Annotated in this window: 12 protein-coding genes; 4 read left to right on the top strand and 8 right to left on the bottom strand. The window is 34.5% G+C overall.

Annotated features, from left to right (window positions below; genetic code table 11):
• Nucleotides 1-11: 11 nt before the first annotated feature.
• Nucleotides 12-3,305, bottom strand: coding sequence for a SusC/RagA family TonB-linked outer membrane protein (locus OZP12_RS15740; RefSeq protein ID WP_281225988.1), 3,294 nt, complete (start codon nt 3,303-3,305; stop codon nt 12-14).
• An 8-nt stretch (nt 3,306-3,313) separates the two neighbouring features.
• The gene (locus tag OZP12_RS15735; RefSeq protein ID WP_281225987.1) at nt 3,314-5,515 is read right to left on the bottom strand and encodes a fasciclin domain-containing protein; all 2,202 of its coding nucleotides are present in this window, start codon (nt 5,513-5,515) and stop codon (nt 3,314-3,316) included.
• A 553-nt stretch (nt 5,516-6,068) separates the two neighbouring features.
• Between OZP12_RS15735 and OZP12_RS15730 the strand changes: the two genes are divergently transcribed.
• The 4 genes from OZP12_RS15730 (at nt 6,069) to OZP12_RS15715 (ending at nt 12,525) form a co-directional block, all read left to right on the top strand.
• A complete protein-coding gene (locus OZP12_RS15730; RefSeq protein WP_281225986.1) occupies nt 6,069-9,734 on the top strand; it encodes a hybrid sensor histidine kinase/response regulator transcription factor in 3,666 nt (1,221 codons plus the stop codon).
• A 168-nt stretch (nt 9,735-9,902) separates the two neighbouring features.
• Nucleotides 9,903-10,571: a hypothetical protein gene (locus OZP12_RS15725; protein WP_281225985.1), complete on the top strand. Its 669-nt coding sequence runs from the start codon at nt 9,903-9,905 to the stop codon at nt 10,569-10,571.
• A 197-nt stretch (nt 10,572-10,768) separates the two neighbouring features.
• A complete protein-coding gene (locus OZP12_RS15720) occupies nt 10,769-11,152 on the top strand; it encodes a hypothetical protein (RefSeq protein WP_281225984.1) in 384 nt (127 codons plus the stop codon).
• 317 nt (nt 11,153-11,469) lie between these two features.
• The gene (locus OZP12_RS15715) at nt 11,470-12,525 is read left to right on the top strand and encodes a GntR family transcriptional regulator (RefSeq protein WP_281225983.1); all 1,056 of its coding nucleotides are present in this window, start codon (nt 11,470-11,472) and stop codon (nt 12,523-12,525) included.
• Nucleotides 12,526-12,712: 187 nt separating this feature from the next.
• Here OZP12_RS15715 and OZP12_RS15710 read toward each other — a convergent pair whose 3' ends face one another.
• The 6 genes from OZP12_RS15710 to OZP12_RS15685 all read right to left on the bottom strand — a co-directional run bounded on the left by OZP12_RS15710 (nt 12,713) and on the right by OZP12_RS15685 (nt 21,153).
• Nucleotides 12,713-12,835 carry a hypothetical protein gene (locus OZP12_RS15710; RefSeq protein WP_281225982.1) on the bottom strand — a complete coding sequence of 41 codons (123 nt, stop codon included), beginning with the start codon at nt 12,833-12,835 and terminating at the stop codon, nt 12,713-12,715.
• A gap of 5 nt (nt 12,836-12,840) precedes the next feature.
• Nucleotides 12,841-13,860: a VOC family protein gene (locus OZP12_RS15705; protein WP_281225981.1), complete on the bottom strand. Its 1,020-nt coding sequence runs from the start codon at nt 13,858-13,860 to the stop codon at nt 12,841-12,843.
• A gap of 45 nt (nt 13,861-13,905) precedes the next feature.
• Nucleotides 13,906-14,763 carry an SDR family oxidoreductase gene (locus OZP12_RS15700; protein WP_281225980.1) on the bottom strand — a complete coding sequence of 286 codons (858 nt, stop codon included), beginning with the start codon at nt 14,761-14,763 and terminating at the stop codon, nt 13,906-13,908.
• A gap of 164 nt (nt 14,764-14,927) precedes the next feature.
• Nucleotides 14,928-15,506, bottom strand: coding sequence for a Crp/Fnr family transcriptional regulator (locus OZP12_RS15695; RefSeq protein WP_281225979.1), 579 nt, complete (start codon nt 15,504-15,506; stop codon nt 14,928-14,930).
• Between the two features lie 213 nt (nt 15,507-15,719).
• Nucleotides 15,720-18,617, bottom strand: coding sequence for an exo-beta-1,4-galactosidase (locus tag OZP12_RS15690; RefSeq protein ID WP_281225978.1), 2,898 nt, complete (start codon nt 18,615-18,617; stop codon nt 15,720-15,722).
• 91 nt (nt 18,618-18,708) lie between these two features.
• Nucleotides 18,709-21,153 carry a beta-galactosidase gene (locus OZP12_RS15685; RefSeq protein ID WP_281225977.1) on the bottom strand — a complete coding sequence of 815 codons (2,445 nt, stop codon included), beginning with the start codon at nt 21,151-21,153 and terminating at the stop codon, nt 18,709-18,711.
• Between the last annotated feature and the right edge of the window lie 205 nt (nt 21,154-21,358).

Genomic DNA, 21,358 nt, shown 5'->3' with positions numbered 1-21,358 from the left:
AAAGTATATTATTAGAAACGAACAGAAAGCCCTAGTGTTAAACGTCTTGTTGGCGGAGTACTGGCATTATCAACTGCTATTGCAAAAATATCCCCACCTTTCATATTCGCCTCTGGATTTTGTCCTTTGTATTTTGTAAATGTGTATATATTGTCAGCCGTTACATACCAATTCAAATCCTCTAACCTTAATTTTTTTATGAAGTTTTTGTTGAAGGTATAGTTGAATGTAATAGAACGTAAACGTAAGAAAGAAGCATCTTCAACATAACGATCAGAACCCAGCCAGTTGTAACCTGCTCCGTAAACTGCTCTAGGCATATTGGTTACATCACCTGGATTACGCCATCTTGATAGTACAGCCGTACTTTGGTTGGACCAGTCATACATATTAGTAGTTTTCATATCGGTACCATTAATGATGTCGTAATCTAATCTGTAAGTAAAATAAAGTAGCAACTTAAATTGGTTGTTGTAACTTATATTCGGTCCAAAACCTCCAACGAATTTAGGGTTGCTATTTCCTAAATACACTACATCTCGGCTGTCAATATTTCCATCATGGTTGATGTCTTCATACATAGCATCACCGGGTTGAAATACATAATCAACATTAGGGTAGTTGAAACGCATAAATACTTCCTGTCCGTTGGGCCCCACAACTTTATTGCCATTGGCGTCTTTTGCTTTTGTTGCTTCAAGATCTTTATATACCCCTTTAAAACGGTATCCATAAAATGATCCAAATGGATTATCAACTTGAAGGAAACGTTTGTATTCCCCATTTTTGTCTGTATTTCCACTCTCAGTTTGAAAGTATTCAGAGATTTCTTTTACCGTATTTTGATTGCTAGAAATATTGAAGTTGAAATCAACTTTCCATTTATTGGATTTATAAGGAGTCGTATAAACTCCTAATTCCCATCCTCTATTTTCTAATGTCCCTACGTTTTGATCCAATGTATTATAACCAGAAACAGTACTAATTTGGACATTTGGAAAAATTAAATCTTTGGTTGTGTTTTTATATAAATCCAGATCTATAGTTACCTTTTTCTTGAACATCTGTAAATTGAAACCTAAGTTGGTACCTTGTAATGTTTCCCAACGCAAATTGCTCAATTCGATATTGGCTGGGAAGACCCCAGAAAGACCTAAATAGTCGGTAGTATAATTTCTATATACATTGAAATAACGATAATCATATTTTGGTGCCCTACCAGATTCCCCGTAACTGGCTCTAAGACTTAAATCGTCAATCCATTTCGCTTTTTTCATAAATGATTCTCCAGAGACTCTCCAACGTGTAGATATCGAAGGGAATAAACCATATCTGTTTTCCGGACCAAATTTTGAATTTCCGTCTCCACGCAAACCAACATTAATAAGATAACGATCCAATAAACCGTATTGAGCACTTATTAATGCTCCAACACTTCTAGCCTGACTATTATTTGTGTATAAAAATAATTCAGAATTTTGGGTTCTTGATGGAACTGATGGATCTGTCAATAAAGACGAAGCCGTATTGGATGTCATTGCCTGATGAGTTGTATATTTATAATCGTTGGTTTGCAACTGCAATGAAGCTTGTAATGTCTGATTTTTTCCAATGTTTGGCGTATAAATAAAGTTTGTTTTTGTTAAAACACTAGATTCTCCAGCATCGGCATCAGAGGCTCTGTTTACAACTGTTTCAGTAAAAGGGCGTCCTGTAGCATCTTGAGGCAAAAATGATTTAGATTTGGTAGTATTATAATCAAATTGCAAATCAAATACAGAGATAAAAATTTTAGGAATAATATCGACCTGCAAGTTAAAATGCGGTACAATACGGTCTCCTATTTGTTGATTTGTAGCTAGTTCAGCCATTGCTACAGGATTGTAAGTTTTAGGATATAAGCCTTGAACATTTTGAGCAGGGGTAAAATAGTTAGGTGTTAAATTCCCCATTTCATCATATTCGTAAATACTCATATTTGGCATTTTGGTAAAAGCAACCCCACGCAAAAGGTCTCCATCACTATCATTAAAACTGTTTACATAATTTCGATCCGTAACGGTATGAGTGTAGGATATATCAGTTTTAAAACGAATACGGTCAGAAACAATATAATCGAGATTCAATCTACCGTTTAATCGCTCTAATCCGGTACCTTTAGTAACTCCTTTCGAATTGTAGTAACCAACTGAAGAATAATACCTTGCTTTTTCTCCTCCTCCTTGTAAAGAAAGGTTATGTTCACCCGTTAAACCCGTTTGCGAAATAGCACCTACCCAATCCGTGTTTTGTCCATAGTTCTTGAAATTATATACATCCAAAGGGTCGTATTGAAATTCTTTGACATTTAAAGTATTCAATGGAACTCCGTTTCTATTCATATATTCTTCCGGGATCAATTGGGAATATTGATCTCCACTCAACATAGGAATTGTTTCAGGTAATTTTGAATATGTAGCTTTAAATGTATAAGTAATTTTTGGTGTGCTCACACTTCCACGTTTGGTAGTGATTAATAATACCCCACTGGCGGCACGCGAACCCCATACCGCAGTAGCGGCCGCATCTTTTAATACGGTTATTGTTTCAATGTCAGTAGGAGCAATATTTAATAAAGCCGAATAACTTTCTTCATCGGCAGTACCAAAATTAAAATCTGCTGGAACTGAAGTTTCATAAGGCATCCCATCTACTACAATTAAAGGATTTGAAGATCCTGTAATAGAAGAAGTACCTCTGATTTTGATTTGCATACCTGCTCCCGGGTCACCACTAGTAGCGGTAATATCAACCCCAGGCATACGTCCCTGTAGAGCCTCATCGATACTCGGAGCCTGAGTATAAGCTAATTCTGCAGCATTGATGGTAACAGCACTCGTCGTTCTATCTCGGTCAGCAATTTTCAATCCACTACCATTATCTGACTTTTTCTCAGAAGTAATAACTACAGCATTAAGGGATTCTATAGTGGATACCAACATAACTTTAATAGATTCTCTTCCATTAATAGGCATTCTTTTAGAAGTATATCCTATCATAGATATGTACAATTTGTTATTTGGATTTTTGATTTTTAATGCAAAATTTCCATCAATATCGGACACTGTACCATTAACTGTACGATTTTCAGCATCTTGTTCTGCAATTGTTGCCCCAGGAATTGGTAGCTTATCACTAGAATCTAAAATCTGGCCACGAAGAACTAAAGATGTTTTATTACCCTGCTGTGAGAAAACCGGAAAGGCAGCCAAAATAATAATGGCAAATGTTAAACGGTATATTATACTTGTAATTTGTTGTCTCATTTTATTTCTTAATATGTGAGGTAATTGTCTACTAAATGAATTAAAGATCGATCTGCTAAATTGTTGCTTTGAGCCGGAATGTAATTAGCTTTATTTAATTTCAAATCCACAAAAGATAATGTTCCCGGTGTACTTTGAACAGTTATGTAAGTTTTCTCTCCGTCATTTTTTCTAAGGGTTTCTACCTGACCGGTTGTAAAACCATCATCGGAGGCTGTTTTGTTTACTAAAATGTGATAGCGAATAAAATCAGCAATCAAATCTTTTTCCCCTTGCAGTGTTGTTGTTGGGGATGCAGGGAGATTTCCGGCAGCAACCGCTTTTGCAATAGCAGCATTATTTGGAACTATAAAAGTGTAATAGGTTCCTAAATCAACTCCTTGGATTTTACCTGATGCTGCATCATATATTAGTGAGTTTTTTAGGTAATTGAAAAATGAAAGATATTGAGAACCTGCAGTTTCAGACAAACGTTTGATTTTTAATCCTTGAGGTTCTTCTGTAAATTGAAGTAAATTATCAACATAATAAGTTCTACCATTTTGTTGGTCTTCGTAACCAGTTACATTAACAGTAGTCCCCCCTGATTCATTTCCTGCGGCATATACTTTATTGTTGTTCCATTTGATATATTCTCCTGGAAGATCTTGTTCTCCTGAACGAATTATTCCTGATCCGGACAAATTATTCAATTCATTGTTTGGAGTTGGAATTATGCCATTATATAGAATACGCAGTAAGCGAGTTCTGGCATTACCGCCCGTGGCAACTACTGATGTTGCCGGGTCGGTATATACCCAATAGGAATGATTTATATCGTAATCATATCCAAGTGCTCGAAGTTTTGCGTCCGATGGTAAAAACAAAGTGTACTTCGTTTTAATGTTACTTATCATTTCTTTTAATCCCGAACCATCATTAAATAATCTAGTCGCAAGTGTATATTTAGGATCTAAGTAAGCGGAAGTATAAACACTATAGAACAAATTTGATTTTTGGACTATTTTACTACCAAAAAAGAAACCGTTACTCAAAATTTTGGCTTCTGTAATATCACTATTGAAATTAAATCTTAAGTTTTCATTCAAAGCATTATTGTATGTTGCGGCTTTTGATGGCCAAACGGCATTTTGAACCATATGGGCATTGATCAAATCTTGAAAAATGTATTTTGGAAGTTTATCGTAGGTGTAGTTTTTTAATAAAATTTCATTAATGAATTTTTGCATAGCTGCATCTTCGGGAACAATTAAAGTATATAACTGACTTTGTCCGTCATTATCGGCTTGTTTCAAATAATTTTCATTGTTAGGCGAAAATGATAACCCTTGGTCATATACTTTTACATATACATTGTCGGATTTACCGGTGAAATTGTGGTATGCATTGGTAGCATCCTGGTTAAAAGGGTATGTAACTAGGTTTTTTTCTAGTATATCACGAAATAAACTGTATTGTGGCTTTGATTCTAAATATTGATCCAAGTTAACTAATGGCAATTGCACTTTATTGGTCGCGTGAATAATTCCATTTTCTGCTACAATATCAGCTTCGGTAACTTCCGAGTCCAAAATGTTAAATCCTGTATATTTAGCACTTGGGTAGAAATAATTAAAATCATAAGAACTTAAATTCTTTGCTGCAAAGTACTCTTGTGTAAAATAACTGATGTATTTATTGTTATTGTCCCCAGCAACATAATAATTCGAGCCATTAAAATTGTTTCGGTTTGAACCTACGATTACTTTAGGTTGCCCATTGATTGTTTTAGTTACGAATCCGTCATAAAATGCAGTTCTTCTCCTAAAAGCATTATCAACTTCCCAGCCTATTGTTGACTGATAGTCCGACATTCTTTCTGTACGAAATGCATTGTAAACTAATGCATATCTAACAATTTTTGATGCAGTAGCATCATCTATTTTACTCACATCAGTGATACCTTGTTCTTGAAAGAATTTAGTAAAAGCATCATCATTTGGCGCAAGCATAGTCCAATAGCCTGATTTCCCAAGGATATCTTTATAACCAGCTTTGGTTATTAAAGATGTTAGGTTTTTGAAATTACCTTTTGCTTCCAATTGTTGAAAGATTGGAGGTTCCAAATTATCAGGGCGGTCATAGTATTCATCATATACATCTGAACTACAATTGGTGAATAGAGCCAGAAATGAAAAAACAAATAAATAATGGTGTAATTTTCTCTTCATCGATTTGATTAACTAATTAAAATTGGGAACGAAATTTTTATACTTTATTTAACTCTTATTTAACTATAATTAGGAATAATTAACTTTTCAAACCTAAAATTTTTCAATTCTAACTGTATCCTGCTGTATCCTGATTTTTGATTTTTTTTGCAGTGTACATAAAAAAAAGTTTAATTAAATATGGATATCACATTTTATTAAGTGTATAGTTTGTAATACGAAAACCTTGTATTTATGAGGCTTTGACGATAATTACGTGTTTATTTTTTGTTAAAAAAAGTATCAAGAAATTGTTAATAATTATTTTACTAAACTTTTATTCATAGTCTCAGAATTGAATTTTTCAGATAAAACGGAGACATGATTAATGAAAATGCGAAATATTTACGTAAGACTTTTATTTATTTTTTTTATTTGATGAATAGAAATTTAGACTATGTAGAGAAATAACTGTATAAAAAACATTTATTAGGATGTGTTATGTTTCCTGATTGCATAACTCAAATATTAGTATAATTTTACGATTCACTTAAATAGTAATTTAAAGGACGCGATGTACAGAAAAGGATTTGTATTGGTTTATTTTGTACTCAGCAATTTGTTTGGACTAAATTGTTTGGGACAGGAACTCTTTTTCGAAAAAATTTCTGGTCAGGATATAGATCCCAGTACTTCCATTCATGGTATTGCCAAAGATTCCATAGGATATATTTGGTTTGGGAGTTGGAATGGAGCTTATCGATATGATGGCAAAACATTCAATTATTACTATCACAACTCTGCAGATAGTAAATCACTACCTAATAACAGGATTCGTAATATTGTTTCAGACAATAAACTTGGACTTTGGTTTTTGACATTCGATCATAAATACGCCCGATTTAATTACCAGCTAAATACCTTCAGCATTGTTGATTCTAAAGGTGTTCCAAAGGTTATTTTGTCAAAATTAAATTGTAATTCCAACGAATTAAATAAAGATAGAGTCGTTAACGGAAAACGCTATTATCTGTCGTCACATCAGTTGACTTCAAAAAATATTGATTCAGGAAAAGAATTTCATTATGTCGCTGATATAAGCCAGCCGGGAAGTTTGTTGGACGATTATATCACGACCTATTTTATTGATGATGAAAATATCATTTGGCTTGGAACCAGAGGAGGTGATATTTATAAAGCAAATCCAAACCGCAATCCATTTGAACTTCATTATAGTTATATTTCTAAAAACGGTAAAACCAAACTGGCCAGTGTCAGGGCTATACTTAAGGTAAGAAATGAGATTTGGTTGGGAACAGATGAAGGTGTTCTTATCTACAATAGTCAAGGAATAAATTACAATCATCCTTTTTATAGATCGAATAGTAAAATTGATCAGGTGCGGACTTTATTTCAGGATAACAAAGGAGGTATCTGGATAGGTGGCGTAAATGGGTTGGAATATTATAATCCAAATACAAATCAAATTAAATTAATCATCAACAAGGAGTTGAACCCAAGATTGCAAACTTGGTCGGTATTTGCGATAGAGGCTTTTGGGAATGATATGCTATGGGTGGGTTTGTATAACGGAATCGCCCGAATTAATTTATCAAATCAGGCTGTTGTCTTTTATGATTTGGCGAAGGAAATCAGTAATCACAGTGTTATGGATATTCTGATTGTTGACAAAAATAAACTGTTGTTGGCCACAGAAGGTAATGGACTGATTCAGTTGACTATAAATAATAAGGGAGAGGTTTTTAATGATACTTCATTTAATTCTTTTCGCTCAGGTTCTGCTATAAAGAAGAAGATTTCTCAAAGTATAATTTATGCACTTCATAAAGATAAGAATGGTGCTGTTTGGGTAGGAACAAGCGAAGGTTTGTATAAAATTAAACTAAATTCCAATCCGACGCAGGCTGAAAATATTCAATTACAATCCGAAATACCAAACACCTATATTTCTGCCATCACCGATGATAATGAAGGAAATATTTGGATTGCCCATAAAGAAGGGATTTCAAGGATTAATGCTAATTCAGCTGAAATTTCAAATTACCAAAAAAAGGATCAGTACAGTTCCTGGCGTTTTTTGGAAAGGGCACTTTATAAAGATGTAGAAAACAATATTATTTATTTTGGTGCCAAAAACGGATATGTAACCTTCAATCCAAAAGATATCAAAACGATTTCGAAGTCAAATAGGTTGATTTTGAGATCATTGTATGTTTCAAGTCAAGAAGTGATTCCGATGGATACTATATGGGGACGACCTATTTTATTCAAGATTTTGTCACAAACAAAATCCATTCAATTGGATTACGAAAACAGAAGTTTTACAATAGAGTTGGCTTCCTTCAATTACCGCGATTCCCGAAAAGAAGTTTATGAGTATAAATTGGAGGGCTATGAGGACAATTGGATTAAAACAACGAACAATAAAATTTCATTCAATAAAGTGCCTCCAGGAAATTACACTTTCAAGGTGCGATTGGTTTCAAATTCGGGAAATGTTCCTGTAACCCAACTGAATATTGATGTAAGTGCACCTTGGTATGGAAGCTGGTGGTTTAGAACCTTGTTTTTGCTTATGGTGGTCGCTGGTATATATTGGGTTTTCAAAGAAATGTTATACCGAGATCGTTTAAAAAATGAAATCAAACAGGAACGATTGAATACCGAAAGGCAAGAGGCTTTAACCAGAGAAAAAATTGAATTTTTCACCAATATTTCACATGATTTAAAAACGCCGCTCACGCTGATAGTTGATCCGTTGAAACGACTTCAGGCTAATAAAGTACCAGCTGAGGACAAGGAACTATATTTTTCGATGATTGATCGGAATATAAAGAACTTAACGAAGTTGATTTATCAAATTTTGGATTTCCGAAAGTCAGAAACAGGGAAGTTAAAATTAAATGCCAGTTCCCGTAATTTTAATGCTTTTGCAAAAGAATGTCACGCTACTTTTCAGTTTATAGCCGAAAAAAGGAATATCAAATTTGAACTTCATCTAGACGAAGAATTAACGTATTGTTATTTGGATTTTGAAAAAACGGAACAGATCATCATTAACGTATTGTCCAATGCTTTTCAATATACACCGGATGGAGGGAAAATTTCCTTTTCTATAGGGCTTAATGAGGAAAAGTCAAGTATAAAAATTGTTGTTGAAGATAATGGGGTAGGGATTGAAGCATCGGAATTAAAGAAAATATTCGAGCCATTTAATACAGTGGGAGCAAGCCCTTTTTATGGCTATTCATCAGGTATTGGTTTGTCGCTGGCGCGAAATCTTATCGCTTTTTTGAATGGTAGTATTTCCATTGAAAGTGAACTCAATAAAGGGACAAAATTATTAATTGATCTGCCTTACCAAGTTGCAGAAGAGGATTCTATTGCTTCAATTTCGGCAGAATCTAATTCTTTAAATGGTTATAAAAATGAGAGTCATGAGGGTATTATTTCGACCGATTCTAATAATTCAAAACCGACTTTACTTATTGTCGAAGATAATCCAGATGTTCAAATTTATTTGAAAAAAGAGTTGAGCAAAGATTACTTTTTGATACAAGAGTATGACGGAAAAAAAGGACTTGAAGCCGCTATAAAACACATTCCGGATATTATTGTTTCGGATATTATGATGCCCGAAATGGAAGGAACGCTTTTGGGGAAAAAGCTAAAAAGCAATGAAAATACATCGCATATTCCGCTAATCTTTCTGACGGCAAAAGGTTCTGATAACGATCAAATTGAAGGCTATAATTTAGGTGCCGAAGCCTATGTAATGAAGCCTTTTAATGTGGATGTTTTAAACGCACAAATAAAGAGCGTCCTTGAAAATAGAATGATATTGCAAAATCGACTTGCCGGGATCAAAGAAATCAATCAGTTGCAGCAAGAAGTACCCGATTTAGACAATCAATTTCTTGAAAAAGTGATTGAAAAAATTACGCGACATATTGAGGAGACCGATTTTAATTCGGAGGAATTGGCAAAGGTTTTAGGCATTAGTCAAAGACAACTTTACCGTAAATTAAAAGGAATAAGCGGTAATACCGTTCATGAATTTATTATCAAGGTTAAAATGAATGAGGCAGAAAAACTTCTTAAAAACTCAGACCTAAGCGTATCCCAAATCGCTTACAAAGTGGGTTTCTCTGAGCCTTCCAATTTTTCGAGAACTTTTTCCAAGTATTTCGGTTGTAGTCCTTCACAGTATGGGAAGTAGTTTCGGGTATTCGAATTTAAAAGCTGTTTAATAAATTGTAATAAAAGGATTGTTTCTATATTTGTTTAATAACTGTGACAAAGTAGCGATAATCTTTTCTGTTTTGGATGTATAGTCGATATAGAGTAGTGAGTATCTATTAGTTGGTGGTAATATTAAAACAATACAATGAAAATAGAACAAATTCGGGATAGAATAGAAGAAATAATTAAGCTTGCAGATAAAGTAATTGCAACAAACAAACATAGTGAATTTGGCGATAATTATGTAAACACTGAACTTTTTCAAGAATTCCGAGTTACTGGTCTGTCATTTTTTCGAAATACGTTTGGAGAAAAACATCCTTTTTATAAGGAACTTGATAAAAAAGTTTCAGACACTTATACCTACCATAGCGAAGAAGGTAGAGGAATATTAAAAGCAGCTAGACAAGAAATTGAAGGAGGATGGATTTTTACAGTTAAAGGAGTCGTATCGGCAGAAATTTTTTCAGATTTTTTAGAAATGGCTGAGCATCTATTAAGGGAAGGCTATAAAGATCCAGCGGCTGTAATGATTGGTAGTGTTTTAGAAGAACATTTAAGACAATTATGTGGTAAAAATTCGATAGAAGTTGAAAAAATAAGAGAGGGTAAATCAATTCCTAAAAAAGCAGATTTGCTTAATTCTGAATTAGCAAGTGCCAGTGTTTATAATAAATTAGACCAGAAGAGCATAACTTCGTGGTTAGATTTAAGAAATAATGCTGCGCATGGAAAATACTTGGAATATACCAAAGAACAAGTTGATTTTATGTTTAATGGTGTTTCTAATTTTATGATGAGAATTCCTGTATAGAAAACACTACTATCAACAGCTACTTCGATTTGGGCGATTAGATTAGTGGGAAGTTGATTTTGTATTTTGGATGACTTGCTTCGCCTGTTAGTTAGTTCGGTTGCAAATCCGAAAAATGTACTTAATTTGGTTCTAAACCCACGATAGCAGCCAGAGGTTAGCTGCAATACTTAAGATTACTCTAAACATTAATAGAAATGCGAACCTTAAAAAATATAATTCTCATTAGTTTCTTTATAATTAATTACAATATTTATTCTCAACATAAAATTGAAAATTCAAGTAATTTTGATCTTTCAACTTCACTAAAGTCATTTGAAGTATTAAGTAATTTGCTAGCAAAAAAAGATACAATTAATTTAAGAAAAGTTGTTACGAAAGAGGTTTTCCAAGGTTTTAACTTCAAAGAATTAAATGGGCTTCAAAAGCTTGGAGAAGAATGGAAAACAAGAAAAGTTTCTGTTTATAGTTCAACCGAATTTTTGGAAGTTGTAAAAGTTGAAGATTATTATATAATGTTGGATTTTGCCAGAGAACCAAATTCAAACGAATGGAAGTTTTCAACTTTTCATATGCCATAAGTACTCTCGGTAGCTGGCGTTTTACGAGAGCGAGAATTATGTCATAAACTCACGTTTTCGTTTCGAAAGAAATTTTTAATTTAAATGAAATAGCGTAATCGTACGGATATGTTACATGACCCTTATCTACGTATTATAGTTTGTTGTTTTTTTGAATTTTTTGTTACTAAAAAAAGCTTCATTTTAAATGATTTTTTATCAAAATATTTCTAATTTTATAAATGGAGCACCTAAATGATTTTTCTTTAAAAAGAAAGCTTTATCCAGATAAGATATACAAATAGTAGAAACAGCTACAATAAATTTTATTTTTAAAAATGGCACAAGAAACTGTAGATATTAAAATAAACATAAAGGAAAAATCTAGCGTTCCTAAATATATTCAGGTAGCAGATAGCATTTCGAATGACATTGAAAAAGGTAAAATAAAATCTGGACAAAAACTCCCATCCATAAATGAACTTAGTGATTCGAATTCATTGTCTCGGGATACTATCGAAAAAGCATACAAAACGCTAAGGGAAAACAATTTGATTTTTTCGGTTATGGGGGTAGGTTTTTTTGCGATGAAAAAAGAATCGAAAACCAATATTGATATTTTCTTTCTGATAAATAAGCCTAGCTCCTATAAAATGGAAGTTTATGACGCCTTTGTCAACACTATGGGCAATAAGGCACGTGTTGATCTGTATTTATACTATTTTGACGAAGACCTTTTTGTTAATGCGCTGAAAAAAAATATTAACAATTTTAATTATTTTGTGGTTATGCCGCACTTTAAAAGCAAAGGTAAACTCTATATAAATCATACTCCAAAAGTTCTGAAAGCCATTGGAACCATCCCCAAAGAAAAACTTATTGTACTGGACAATCCTTATTTGGAAATCTCGGGGAAATTTATCGGAATCTATCAGAATTATAAAGAAGATATTATACACGCCCTTACACAGGCCGTTGAAAAACTAAAGAACTATAGCAAGATAATTTTGGTATGCCCAACAAGAGCGGTATTTCCTTATCCGGAAGGTATTTTTGAAGGTTTCATGGAATTTTGCAGACAAAATAATTTTAAGTTCGAAGTTTTGGACGAAATATACAATGATCTTGAATTCGAATCAAAAGAGGCATATATAACTGTAGAGGAGGATGATCTTGTCAAATTGGTTCAACAAATCAAGGATAAAAACTTGGTTATGGGCAAAGACGTTGGGGTGATTTCATACAATGATACTCACCTGAAAGCCCTTTTGGGAATTACTGTAATCAGTACTGATTTTAAGGAAATGGGGAAAGCAGCTGCCGAACTTATCCTGAACAATGAAAAGAAAATCGTGCGTAATCCATTCAATTACATAGAGCGTAGTTCACTCTAAAAAGATTTTTATATGTTATTCTTTTGCTTTTTGGATAACATTACAAAAAAAAAAACGATAGCAATGATTTGCACACAAGCGATAGTCAACTGAAAAAGTTATCTTGCTATCGGATATCACGCTCGTACCGGCAATCATAAGCAGGTAAAACAAAAACTACAACTCTAAATAAGTTGTAGTTTTTGTTTTAGGAATGTTTATATAAATCGCAACATGAAAGAATAACTTTGTAATAAGCACTCACTGTAATAGCCGTCGGTTGGGTCTTGTCATGACTTGTTGAAGTCCCGTTTTGCAAAATCTTTTCCATGCTATTTATTTTTTATCGTCAACAAAAACATATAAGCGACTTACTTTTCCATTTTCAAAAATGAAAAGATCCATTCCTGTTACGGCATCAGGTTTCTCAGACGGACCATTTTGCCAATAAAGTCGCGCTATGTTATGATTGACATCAATAGCTTTGATATGAGAAAATCTGGAATTTGGATTTTTTTTATGCAATCCATCAATAAATCCGTTGATTTCGGAATGACCTTTTACAATGAAATGACTCTCTACCATTTTAATAGTATCAGCATAAACTTTTTTCATTAAAGCTTCACGCTTTTTTAGATCCTTTTCGTTCCATATTGTAAGATGTTCTTTAACTAAAGAGCGAATTGCTGATTCAGACAAAATCTCCGTATTATTTTGGGATAAATTTGATTTTCCAAGAGGATTTTTAGGCGACCATAACAGTTTAGCAGGTTTGTTTTTTTCATAACCTTTACCATTGGGATAGGATACCAATTCCATTTTAGAGCCCCAAGGTGTTAAAAAATAGACCCAACTTTCGCCTTCTGTGTCTCCTGATGGCATAAGAAACGGTTCGCCAAGAAACTGAACGCCTTTGCTTTTTAAATAATCAACACTTTGCTTGATATCATCGGTATAAAAAGCAATATGACTTGCTCCGATATCATCGCCTCCGGGATGTTTCGTACTGCCTTTATTATCTTTATATTCGAATAATTCAATGTTGGCACCTGTGCCTGCTTGTACCATCTTTATAGTAACCGGACCCGTTGCGGCTTGCATATGATTTGTTTTTTTCCAAGTGTCATCCAACGGAATAGGTCCTAGTGTAGTTACGGGCGAAAAACCAAGGACATCAGTAAAAAATCCTATCGCCTGATTCATATCCGGCACATTTATTCCTACGTGGTCTATACCAACTATTTTAGCACTATTTTGAGCTTCTGTCTTTTCTGAAGCTGAAAAGAACAGCACTAAATTCAGTAAAGCAATTGCAGAGTCTTGTAATTTCTGATTTGTTTTATTATTTGTTTTCATGATCTAACTGTATCGTATGTTGTTTGAAATTGTTTATTAAGTGAATTAATTACTGTAAGCTGCCAGCCATTTTGCTTTAATAGTAGCGCGTGCCTCAATAAATTCTTTATCTGTTCCTTGAGCAATGGCATCAAGTGGAAAACGAAGAGGACGTTCTCCTTTTTTCATAGTAACCAATTCAAGTATTCCGTCGGCAATAGTTTGTGGATTCATTTCAAACTGAGCCATTTTTCCAAAAAGTGCAGCTCCTAATGCATTGAATTTTTCTGAAGCTGCATCACCATATTGATCTATGATTTCTTGTTTGTCTGCATGAATACCAGCTTTTGAACCGTTATTCATTTCTGTAGGATATACACCTGGCTGAATACTTACGTTTTCAATACCGTAATCAGCGAGTTCATCCTGTAAGCCTTCAGTAATGCTTTCTACTACCAATTTTGATGAAATGTAAGGAATCATGAAAGGAAGTGTATGACCGCTTGCACCAGTAGTAATGTTGATGATAAGACCGTTTTTTTCTTTTCGCATAGAAGGAAGCACAGCCTGATAAGTGCGAAGTACTCCGTAAACATTTACATCAAACATTTTACTAATCTGATCGATTGAATAACCTTCTAATAAACCAAATCCGCTTACAGCAGCATTATTGATTAGTACGTCAATTTTACCGTATTTATTAATTACTTTTCCGAAGGCTAGTTTCACTGAAGTATCATCTGTGATATCAATATCTATTACTTCAATGTTTGAAAGTTGTGAAAGTTCTTTTGCTGCTTCAGCATTTTTATCATTTGTGTTGCGCATTCCTGCGATTACTGAATGACCTGCATTTGCTAATGTAATAGCTGTAAGTTTACCAAAGCCTGTACTTGTACCTGTAATGAAAATTGTTTTTGACATGATTTCTAATTTTTATAATGTTAATATTGTTTCTTTTGAACATTACAAAATTGCGCAGAATGTAAAACCTGGGCATTGATTAGAAATAAGTAAAAACTTGATATAGATCAAGTGTTTTGAATGGAGTATAAAAAAAGGAGCTGAAAAGCTCCTTGATGTATTGATTATTTTTTTGCTGTTTGTTTCCTTATGCGGCTTAATGTTTCCGGTGTCATTCCAAGATAAGATGCAATCATGGTTTGAGGAATCCTTGAAGCAAATCCGGGATATTTACTTATGAAATTAAGATACTTTTCTTCGGCTGTAAAACTAAGCGAGGCCTGTATTCGGTTTTGAGCTGCAATAAAACTTTTTTGCAATATAGCATTCACCATATTATTGAAGGCTGGAATTTCTTTGCACAAAAACTCAAAATTGTCATGTGTAAATAATATTAATTCGCTGTCTTCAATAGCGTCTATATTAAAGCGGGATGGCTGTTGAAATAGTAAACTTTCTCTGTCTCCCGTCCACCAGTTTTCGATACTAAAACTATTTACATGTTCAGTTCCTTTTTCATCAACAGAGTAAGTACGTAAACAACCACGTGTAATAAAAGCATCATATTTCCAGATATCACCTTCCTGCAGCAGGTATTGTCGCTTGCGCAATTTTTTAATAATTGCAAATGTTTTTATAAGTTCTGATTCGGCTTTTGTCAGCGTCGTTTTTTCGTCAAGATATTTTTGAAATATTTCATACATAGGTTGTAAAATTATATAAAAGTTCTTGAATTATAAATAGGATTATTCCATCGATTTGGAAAAACGGTGAGATCCAATTATTGATTTTAACAAAACCATTTGGTGCCATAATTAACTAAGAAGGAGTCAAAATATCGAAAAACAATATTTTAACTCCTTACTTATTTTAAAAACTATAAGTATTTGATTAAATCATTTACAACTATCTATAATTTACTTCACCTTATTCTGATTGGAATTCGGTTTCAATTCATCAGGGCTGTCTTTGGTATAAGTATTAAACACTTCACGGGATGGAGTGGTAAAAATATCTTTGATAGTTTCAAAATCCAATTTGTTCTTTGGATTGAATTGATCCGAATTCATGTATTTTTGAAGCGAATAAAACAATTGTTTTGCTGCGGGTTTATTTTGTACATCAGGACCAATATCGGCACTGCTAACGACGATTTTTCCGTTTCCAACTTGTGCTTCAAAAACCAAAGCTAATCTGCGGTTCATGAACCAAGTATCGATAGGTTGGATTAGTGGCCTAAAATCGGTTGGGAAATCCTCTAGATTCATGACTTGTGAGCGATTTTGAATATCCCACCATTGCAAATCACTGTGAAAGCTCGTTGGGAAATCGCTAAAAGCAGGGCTCTTATCCTGAATTAGCATTCCTGTAACATGCGGGGGACGCATTTTAAACCAGGACGTATTCCAAAATACAGGAAGAAAATGCATTTCAACTTCTTTTCCTTTTACCACTTTTCCGGCAGCATTCAAGAATACTTTTCCACCTTTGTCTAACACTTCTTTGGCTTTATCGTCCAAAACTGTTGTGTAATAAACTGTGGAGGTGTTCTCTGGATTTTTTTCAGGATAAACCCAGAAATTCCAGTCGTTGGCAAAGGTTGTCCCATTTACTTTTACTTCAAGATTTAATTTAGAGGCTTCTTTTATTTCGCTTAAAGCAAAAGTTATATTTCCTGCAAATAATCCATTTCCATTTTCAAAAGTTTTAGGAGCGAAACTTCCTGAAGAAAGCACATTTTCTTTTTCGTTTTTGATAGTCCAGCTGATTATTACATTATTTAAAGGAGCTTTTCCGGAATGAAAAAGATCAATTTCGGCTTTGAAAGTTTCATTGTTGGTATAAACAAATTTTGAAATCTTCGCCAAAGGCACTGTTTGATTGCAAAAACGGGAATATTCTTTGGCAGTAACATATCCTTTTTCTTCAAAAAAAGCATCTAAAACTCCAACTAAAGCGGTTCCTTGTCCCGGAAAATCCTGTAAACCTAAAGCTTGAAAACCTCCAAAACCGGGTGTTCTTAGCATTTTTTCGATTTCGTTTTTATAACACAATACCTGAAGCTTGCCCGAAGCATTCAAAAAGTCTTTTGCCTGATCTCCCATATGGTGATCGGCCAGATCCTCGCGAAACATTTCAAAGTTTTTGGCTCTGTAAACTCCTGTGTATTTTTTGATTTCATCAAAATTTGGAAACACGCAATATTGACCAATTTCGTGGGCAACAAAAGGAACTTTAAACGGAGCAATTCCAGCACTGAAATCCGATTCGGTTTCTGGCATTTTTTCCCATTTCAAGCCTCTTACGCCACCGCGAACCTGATATTCGGCATTGGGAACAACTGGCCAGCTTCCACCAACAGACATACCTGTGTAAACATGCCGATTGTCTTTTGCTTTCCAAAAATCAACAAATTCATTAAGGTATTTCACTTGATTTCCAGCAGGCTCATTCCCCGCAGATAACATCGTAAAAGAAGCATAATTTCCGTACTCCTTGTCCATACGAAGTGTTTCGTCATATATAAATTTATCTACAGGCTGGCCTAAGCCAATTTTTGGGCCGTGATTGGGCCAACTTGGACCTTCGGGCTGTAAATAAAGCCCAATTTTATCGGCGGCGATAAAAGCGGCTTCCGGAGGACACCAAGAGTGGAAACGCACATGGTTTAATCCATAAGATTTAATAGTTCTAAAAATCTTTTCCCAAGCTTCGACAGTTGTTGCAGGATAGCCCGTTAGCGGAAATTCACAATTGTTAACCGTTCCGCGAAGCACTACGGGAATACCATTAATCATAAAATGGTTTCCTTCAATTTTGAATTCCCGCATCCCGAATTGAACGGTTTTTTCAAAATTGACTTCTTTGGAAACAAGCTTTGCTTCGAGATGATAAAGCGCAGGATCAAATTCATCCCAAGTCTGCATTCCTTTTCCGAAAGGTAATTCGAGTTCAATACTGTTTTCAGTCTGTTTGGCTACAGTTACGTTGCTTGTGATTTCCTGAGTTTGGTCGGATATTGGGCTGTTGAAACTTTTTGCTGAAATAGATAATTTTCCATCAAAAACTTTTTGAGTAGCATTGTTAACGGTAATCTTTACTTTGGCTTTTCGGTTTTTTACATCAGGATAAATTTGGATGTCATCAATATAAACAGGGGAAAAAGATTCCAAAGCTATTTTACCGATTATTCCGTTCCAGTTTCCCTGTGTGTGGTCAGTGATACTGTGCGAATCCGGGCCAACATTGATTTCTTTGATTCTATTATCGATGCGTATCGTAATGCGCTGTTTTCCGATTGAGAGATAAGGAGTTAAATTATAAACATGAGGTGCAACCAGCGAATTTTGAAGTCCAACTTCTTTATCATTGATCCAAACTCTGGTTTCAATATGCGCTCTTTCCAAATGAAGCATAATAGTTTTTCCTTTCCAATTTGACGGAATGTTTACTTCTTTTTGATACCAAGCCACACCAACATAATGTCTTGCAGGAGTTAACCAGAAAGGAATGTGGATATTACCAGGTTCACGAAATTTTTTTAATCTTGGCACAAAATAAAAAGAGCTGTCATAAATAGAACCTGTCCATTTTGTTTTCAAAGTGATTTCGTCTCCTTTTAGGAATTGAGCCATAGATCCGGGTAACTTTATATTATCCGAAAGGTTTCTATTATACCATTTTTCAGTAACACCTGCATCTTGTCTGTCCATTTCGAAATGCCAATTGCCCGCCAGATTTATTTCGTCATTTTTAAAACTGCTCAGGGAGAAAAATGACGTCAAAAGGAGACAGATATAAATATATTTTTTCATGGAATTATTGATTTTATTTTAAATAGAAGAAGATTTGTTTTGATATTTCTTGGTAGCTATTTTAAACACAGTAAAATTGATTTAGCAACTATTACTTGATATCCAAAACTACATTTACTTTGTATTCTATCGAAATAATTGGTTGTTTAATTTCTAAAAAACTTTTGTTGGTGCCAAAGTCGGGTAGGACTTCTTTTTCAAGATAATTTAAATAGGGTGCATCTTTTGCCATTGGAACAAAATGGAAATACATATCGTTTGTTTTTAAGGCTTCCTGATATCTTTTTAGCCCAATTGTCCATGGTTTACTGGTATAAAGATCATCAGTTTGCAATTCCCCATTCATCATGCAAATTCCCCGATCACCTCGGTAATCGAAAGTGATGAAAAGATCATTTACTTTGGACAAATCTAGACTACCAGCTTTTAGTACAAAATGACTATTATCAGTCTGAACCAAATTGATGGAAGGATTCACTTTCGGAACACTCACTTGCCACTTGCTGCTATTTTTTAGGGGTGATTTGGCTTTGGTCACGGTTCCTTCTTTCGAACTAACATTTGCGGAAGCGGGATAAATTGCCAAATCAATATTTTCAGGATTTGTGGTGATTAACGATAATTGATCGCCATCTTCTAATATCAATGCTTTGCTGATGATCAGCCTTTCATCATCGGTCTTGCCGGATAGGTAAGCATTTTTGGCATCATTATTCGATAATATCAAAAATGAAACGCCATTTACTTGAAAATCTCCTGTTTTGTCTGAAGCAAAAGCTACAATAGTATTTCCGTTTCGCATTGAAGTTTTTATTCCTGTACCAGTGATTTTTATTTTTCCTTTAAAAACTATTTCGGGAGTAATGCCATCAATTGTAGTCATCACATTGTAATGTTTTCCTTTATTGGTAAAACGGCAAAAAGGTTGTACTGTAGCCATGCGAATTTCCAAACCATTATAATTCACGTTAAATGGAAAAATTGCTGAACTGCCTGTTTTTAATGTAAAAGTTCCGGTTTCTGGAAAAGATATTATTCCAGATTTGGTAGTAATATTAATTTTTAAATCTTTCAAGTCATTCATCACGATATGATCCTGAAAATTATGCATGAACAAATAGCCTCTGTTGCCGTCACTTCTAACGGAATAGCGCAATGTTTTGGTGTTTTCGGCCTTAATACTGTCATTTGTAGATGGTAAAATTGGGTATAATGGTGCCAAATCGTTACCGTATGTTTTTAAAAAATAATTGATCAGTTTTAAAGGGTAATAGCCGCTGCTTACATTTCCAAATTCACCTATTGGAGCCTGATAATCGTATGATTTGTTCTGTAGTCCTGCTCCTTCGGCAAGAAAGTAATTGCCAACAGAAGGCGTTGTACCTCCATGATACATATAAAATCCAAGACCATTGGTACCACTTCCAACGGTGCGAACCATCATCGGTAAAAAGCTTTCTCCTTTTACTCTTGGTCTTCGGGTATAGGTAACAGCCATTCCTGTTCCCAATTCGGCTGCCAATGAAGGATAGAGATTTACATCATAACTTACAGGCGAATAATCCGGATTCTTTTGAATGTTTTTGAAAAGATAAAAAGGAGAAGGATTATTGCTTGGTGTCCAGAAAGGGTAGGCGTATCCGGCCATCACAGGAATGGATCCTTTTTCGACAATGGTAGCAAAGCCCCAACCGGTAGCTGTGTAAATAGGTGCGATAAGTCCCGCTTTGATCGCTAATTGCTTGAGGGTTTTCATGTGATCTTTTCCAACATCAGCAAACTCGTTGCCCATGTCGTTGATGCCAACCCCGTCTTGTACAATTTTACGGTCGCGACTAGCCGCCGTTCGCTCTTTTGGAGCATCCTGATAAGTGAATCCCCAGGGAGCTGAAGAATGTTGGTATTCATTTTCCAATTGTACACCAATGATTGGTCCTCCGTCTTTAAACAAAAGTCCTTTCAGTTGTTTGCCAATTTCCTGATACAATCGGTTGGCATAAAAAAGATAGCCCTTGTCGTTGCTTCTCACATCGATTGGTCGGCCGTAAAGCCAATCGGGAAGGCCGCCGTTTCGTATTTCACCATGAGCAAATGGTCCGATACGCATTAGTACTTTCAGCCCGTTTTTTGCACATAGTTCTGTAAAATGGCGCACATCCAAATCACCAGTCCAATCGAAAGTTCCTTCTCTGAATTCATGCATGTTCCAAAAGACATAAGTGGCTACGACAGTAACACCGCCGGCTTTCATCTTTTTTAATTCCTCATCCCAGTATTGATGCGGATAACGGCTAAAGTGAAACTCACCTACAACCGGAATAAATGGTTTTTTGTTGTATTCGATATAAAAACTGTTAACGCCAATAGTATCACCTTTTATGTTGTGTCCACCTAAATCGAGATGACCGAGGAGGGGTTCGAACCTGGAACCCGTAATATCAATAGCATAATTGTTTTGTGCAATTAAATTATTGGCACTATTCCAAAATATAAGTGTCGCTATTGCCAGCACTTTAAAGAATTTATTTTTTTTCATAGAGGGGATTTGAAGATATAATGCCTTTTAAAGGAATTGCATTAATTGTTTAGGTTTATTTTGGAGGTTGTTGGCGAGTGTATTTTTCTTTAACAAAAAATAATGCAATTTAGAGTAAATAATTTGATGCGAATATGGAGTATTTTATTTTATTACTGGATTATTTTACGATTTATAGTGAAAACTTGTGATTATATATGTAATT

It is taken from the genome of Flavobacterium aquiphilum (assembly GCF_027111335.1).
Classification (GTDB): Bacteria; Bacteroidota; Bacteroidia; order Flavobacteriales; family Flavobacteriaceae; genus Flavobacterium; species Flavobacterium aquiphilum.
This window is presented reverse-complemented; position numbering and strand designations above follow the sequence as displayed.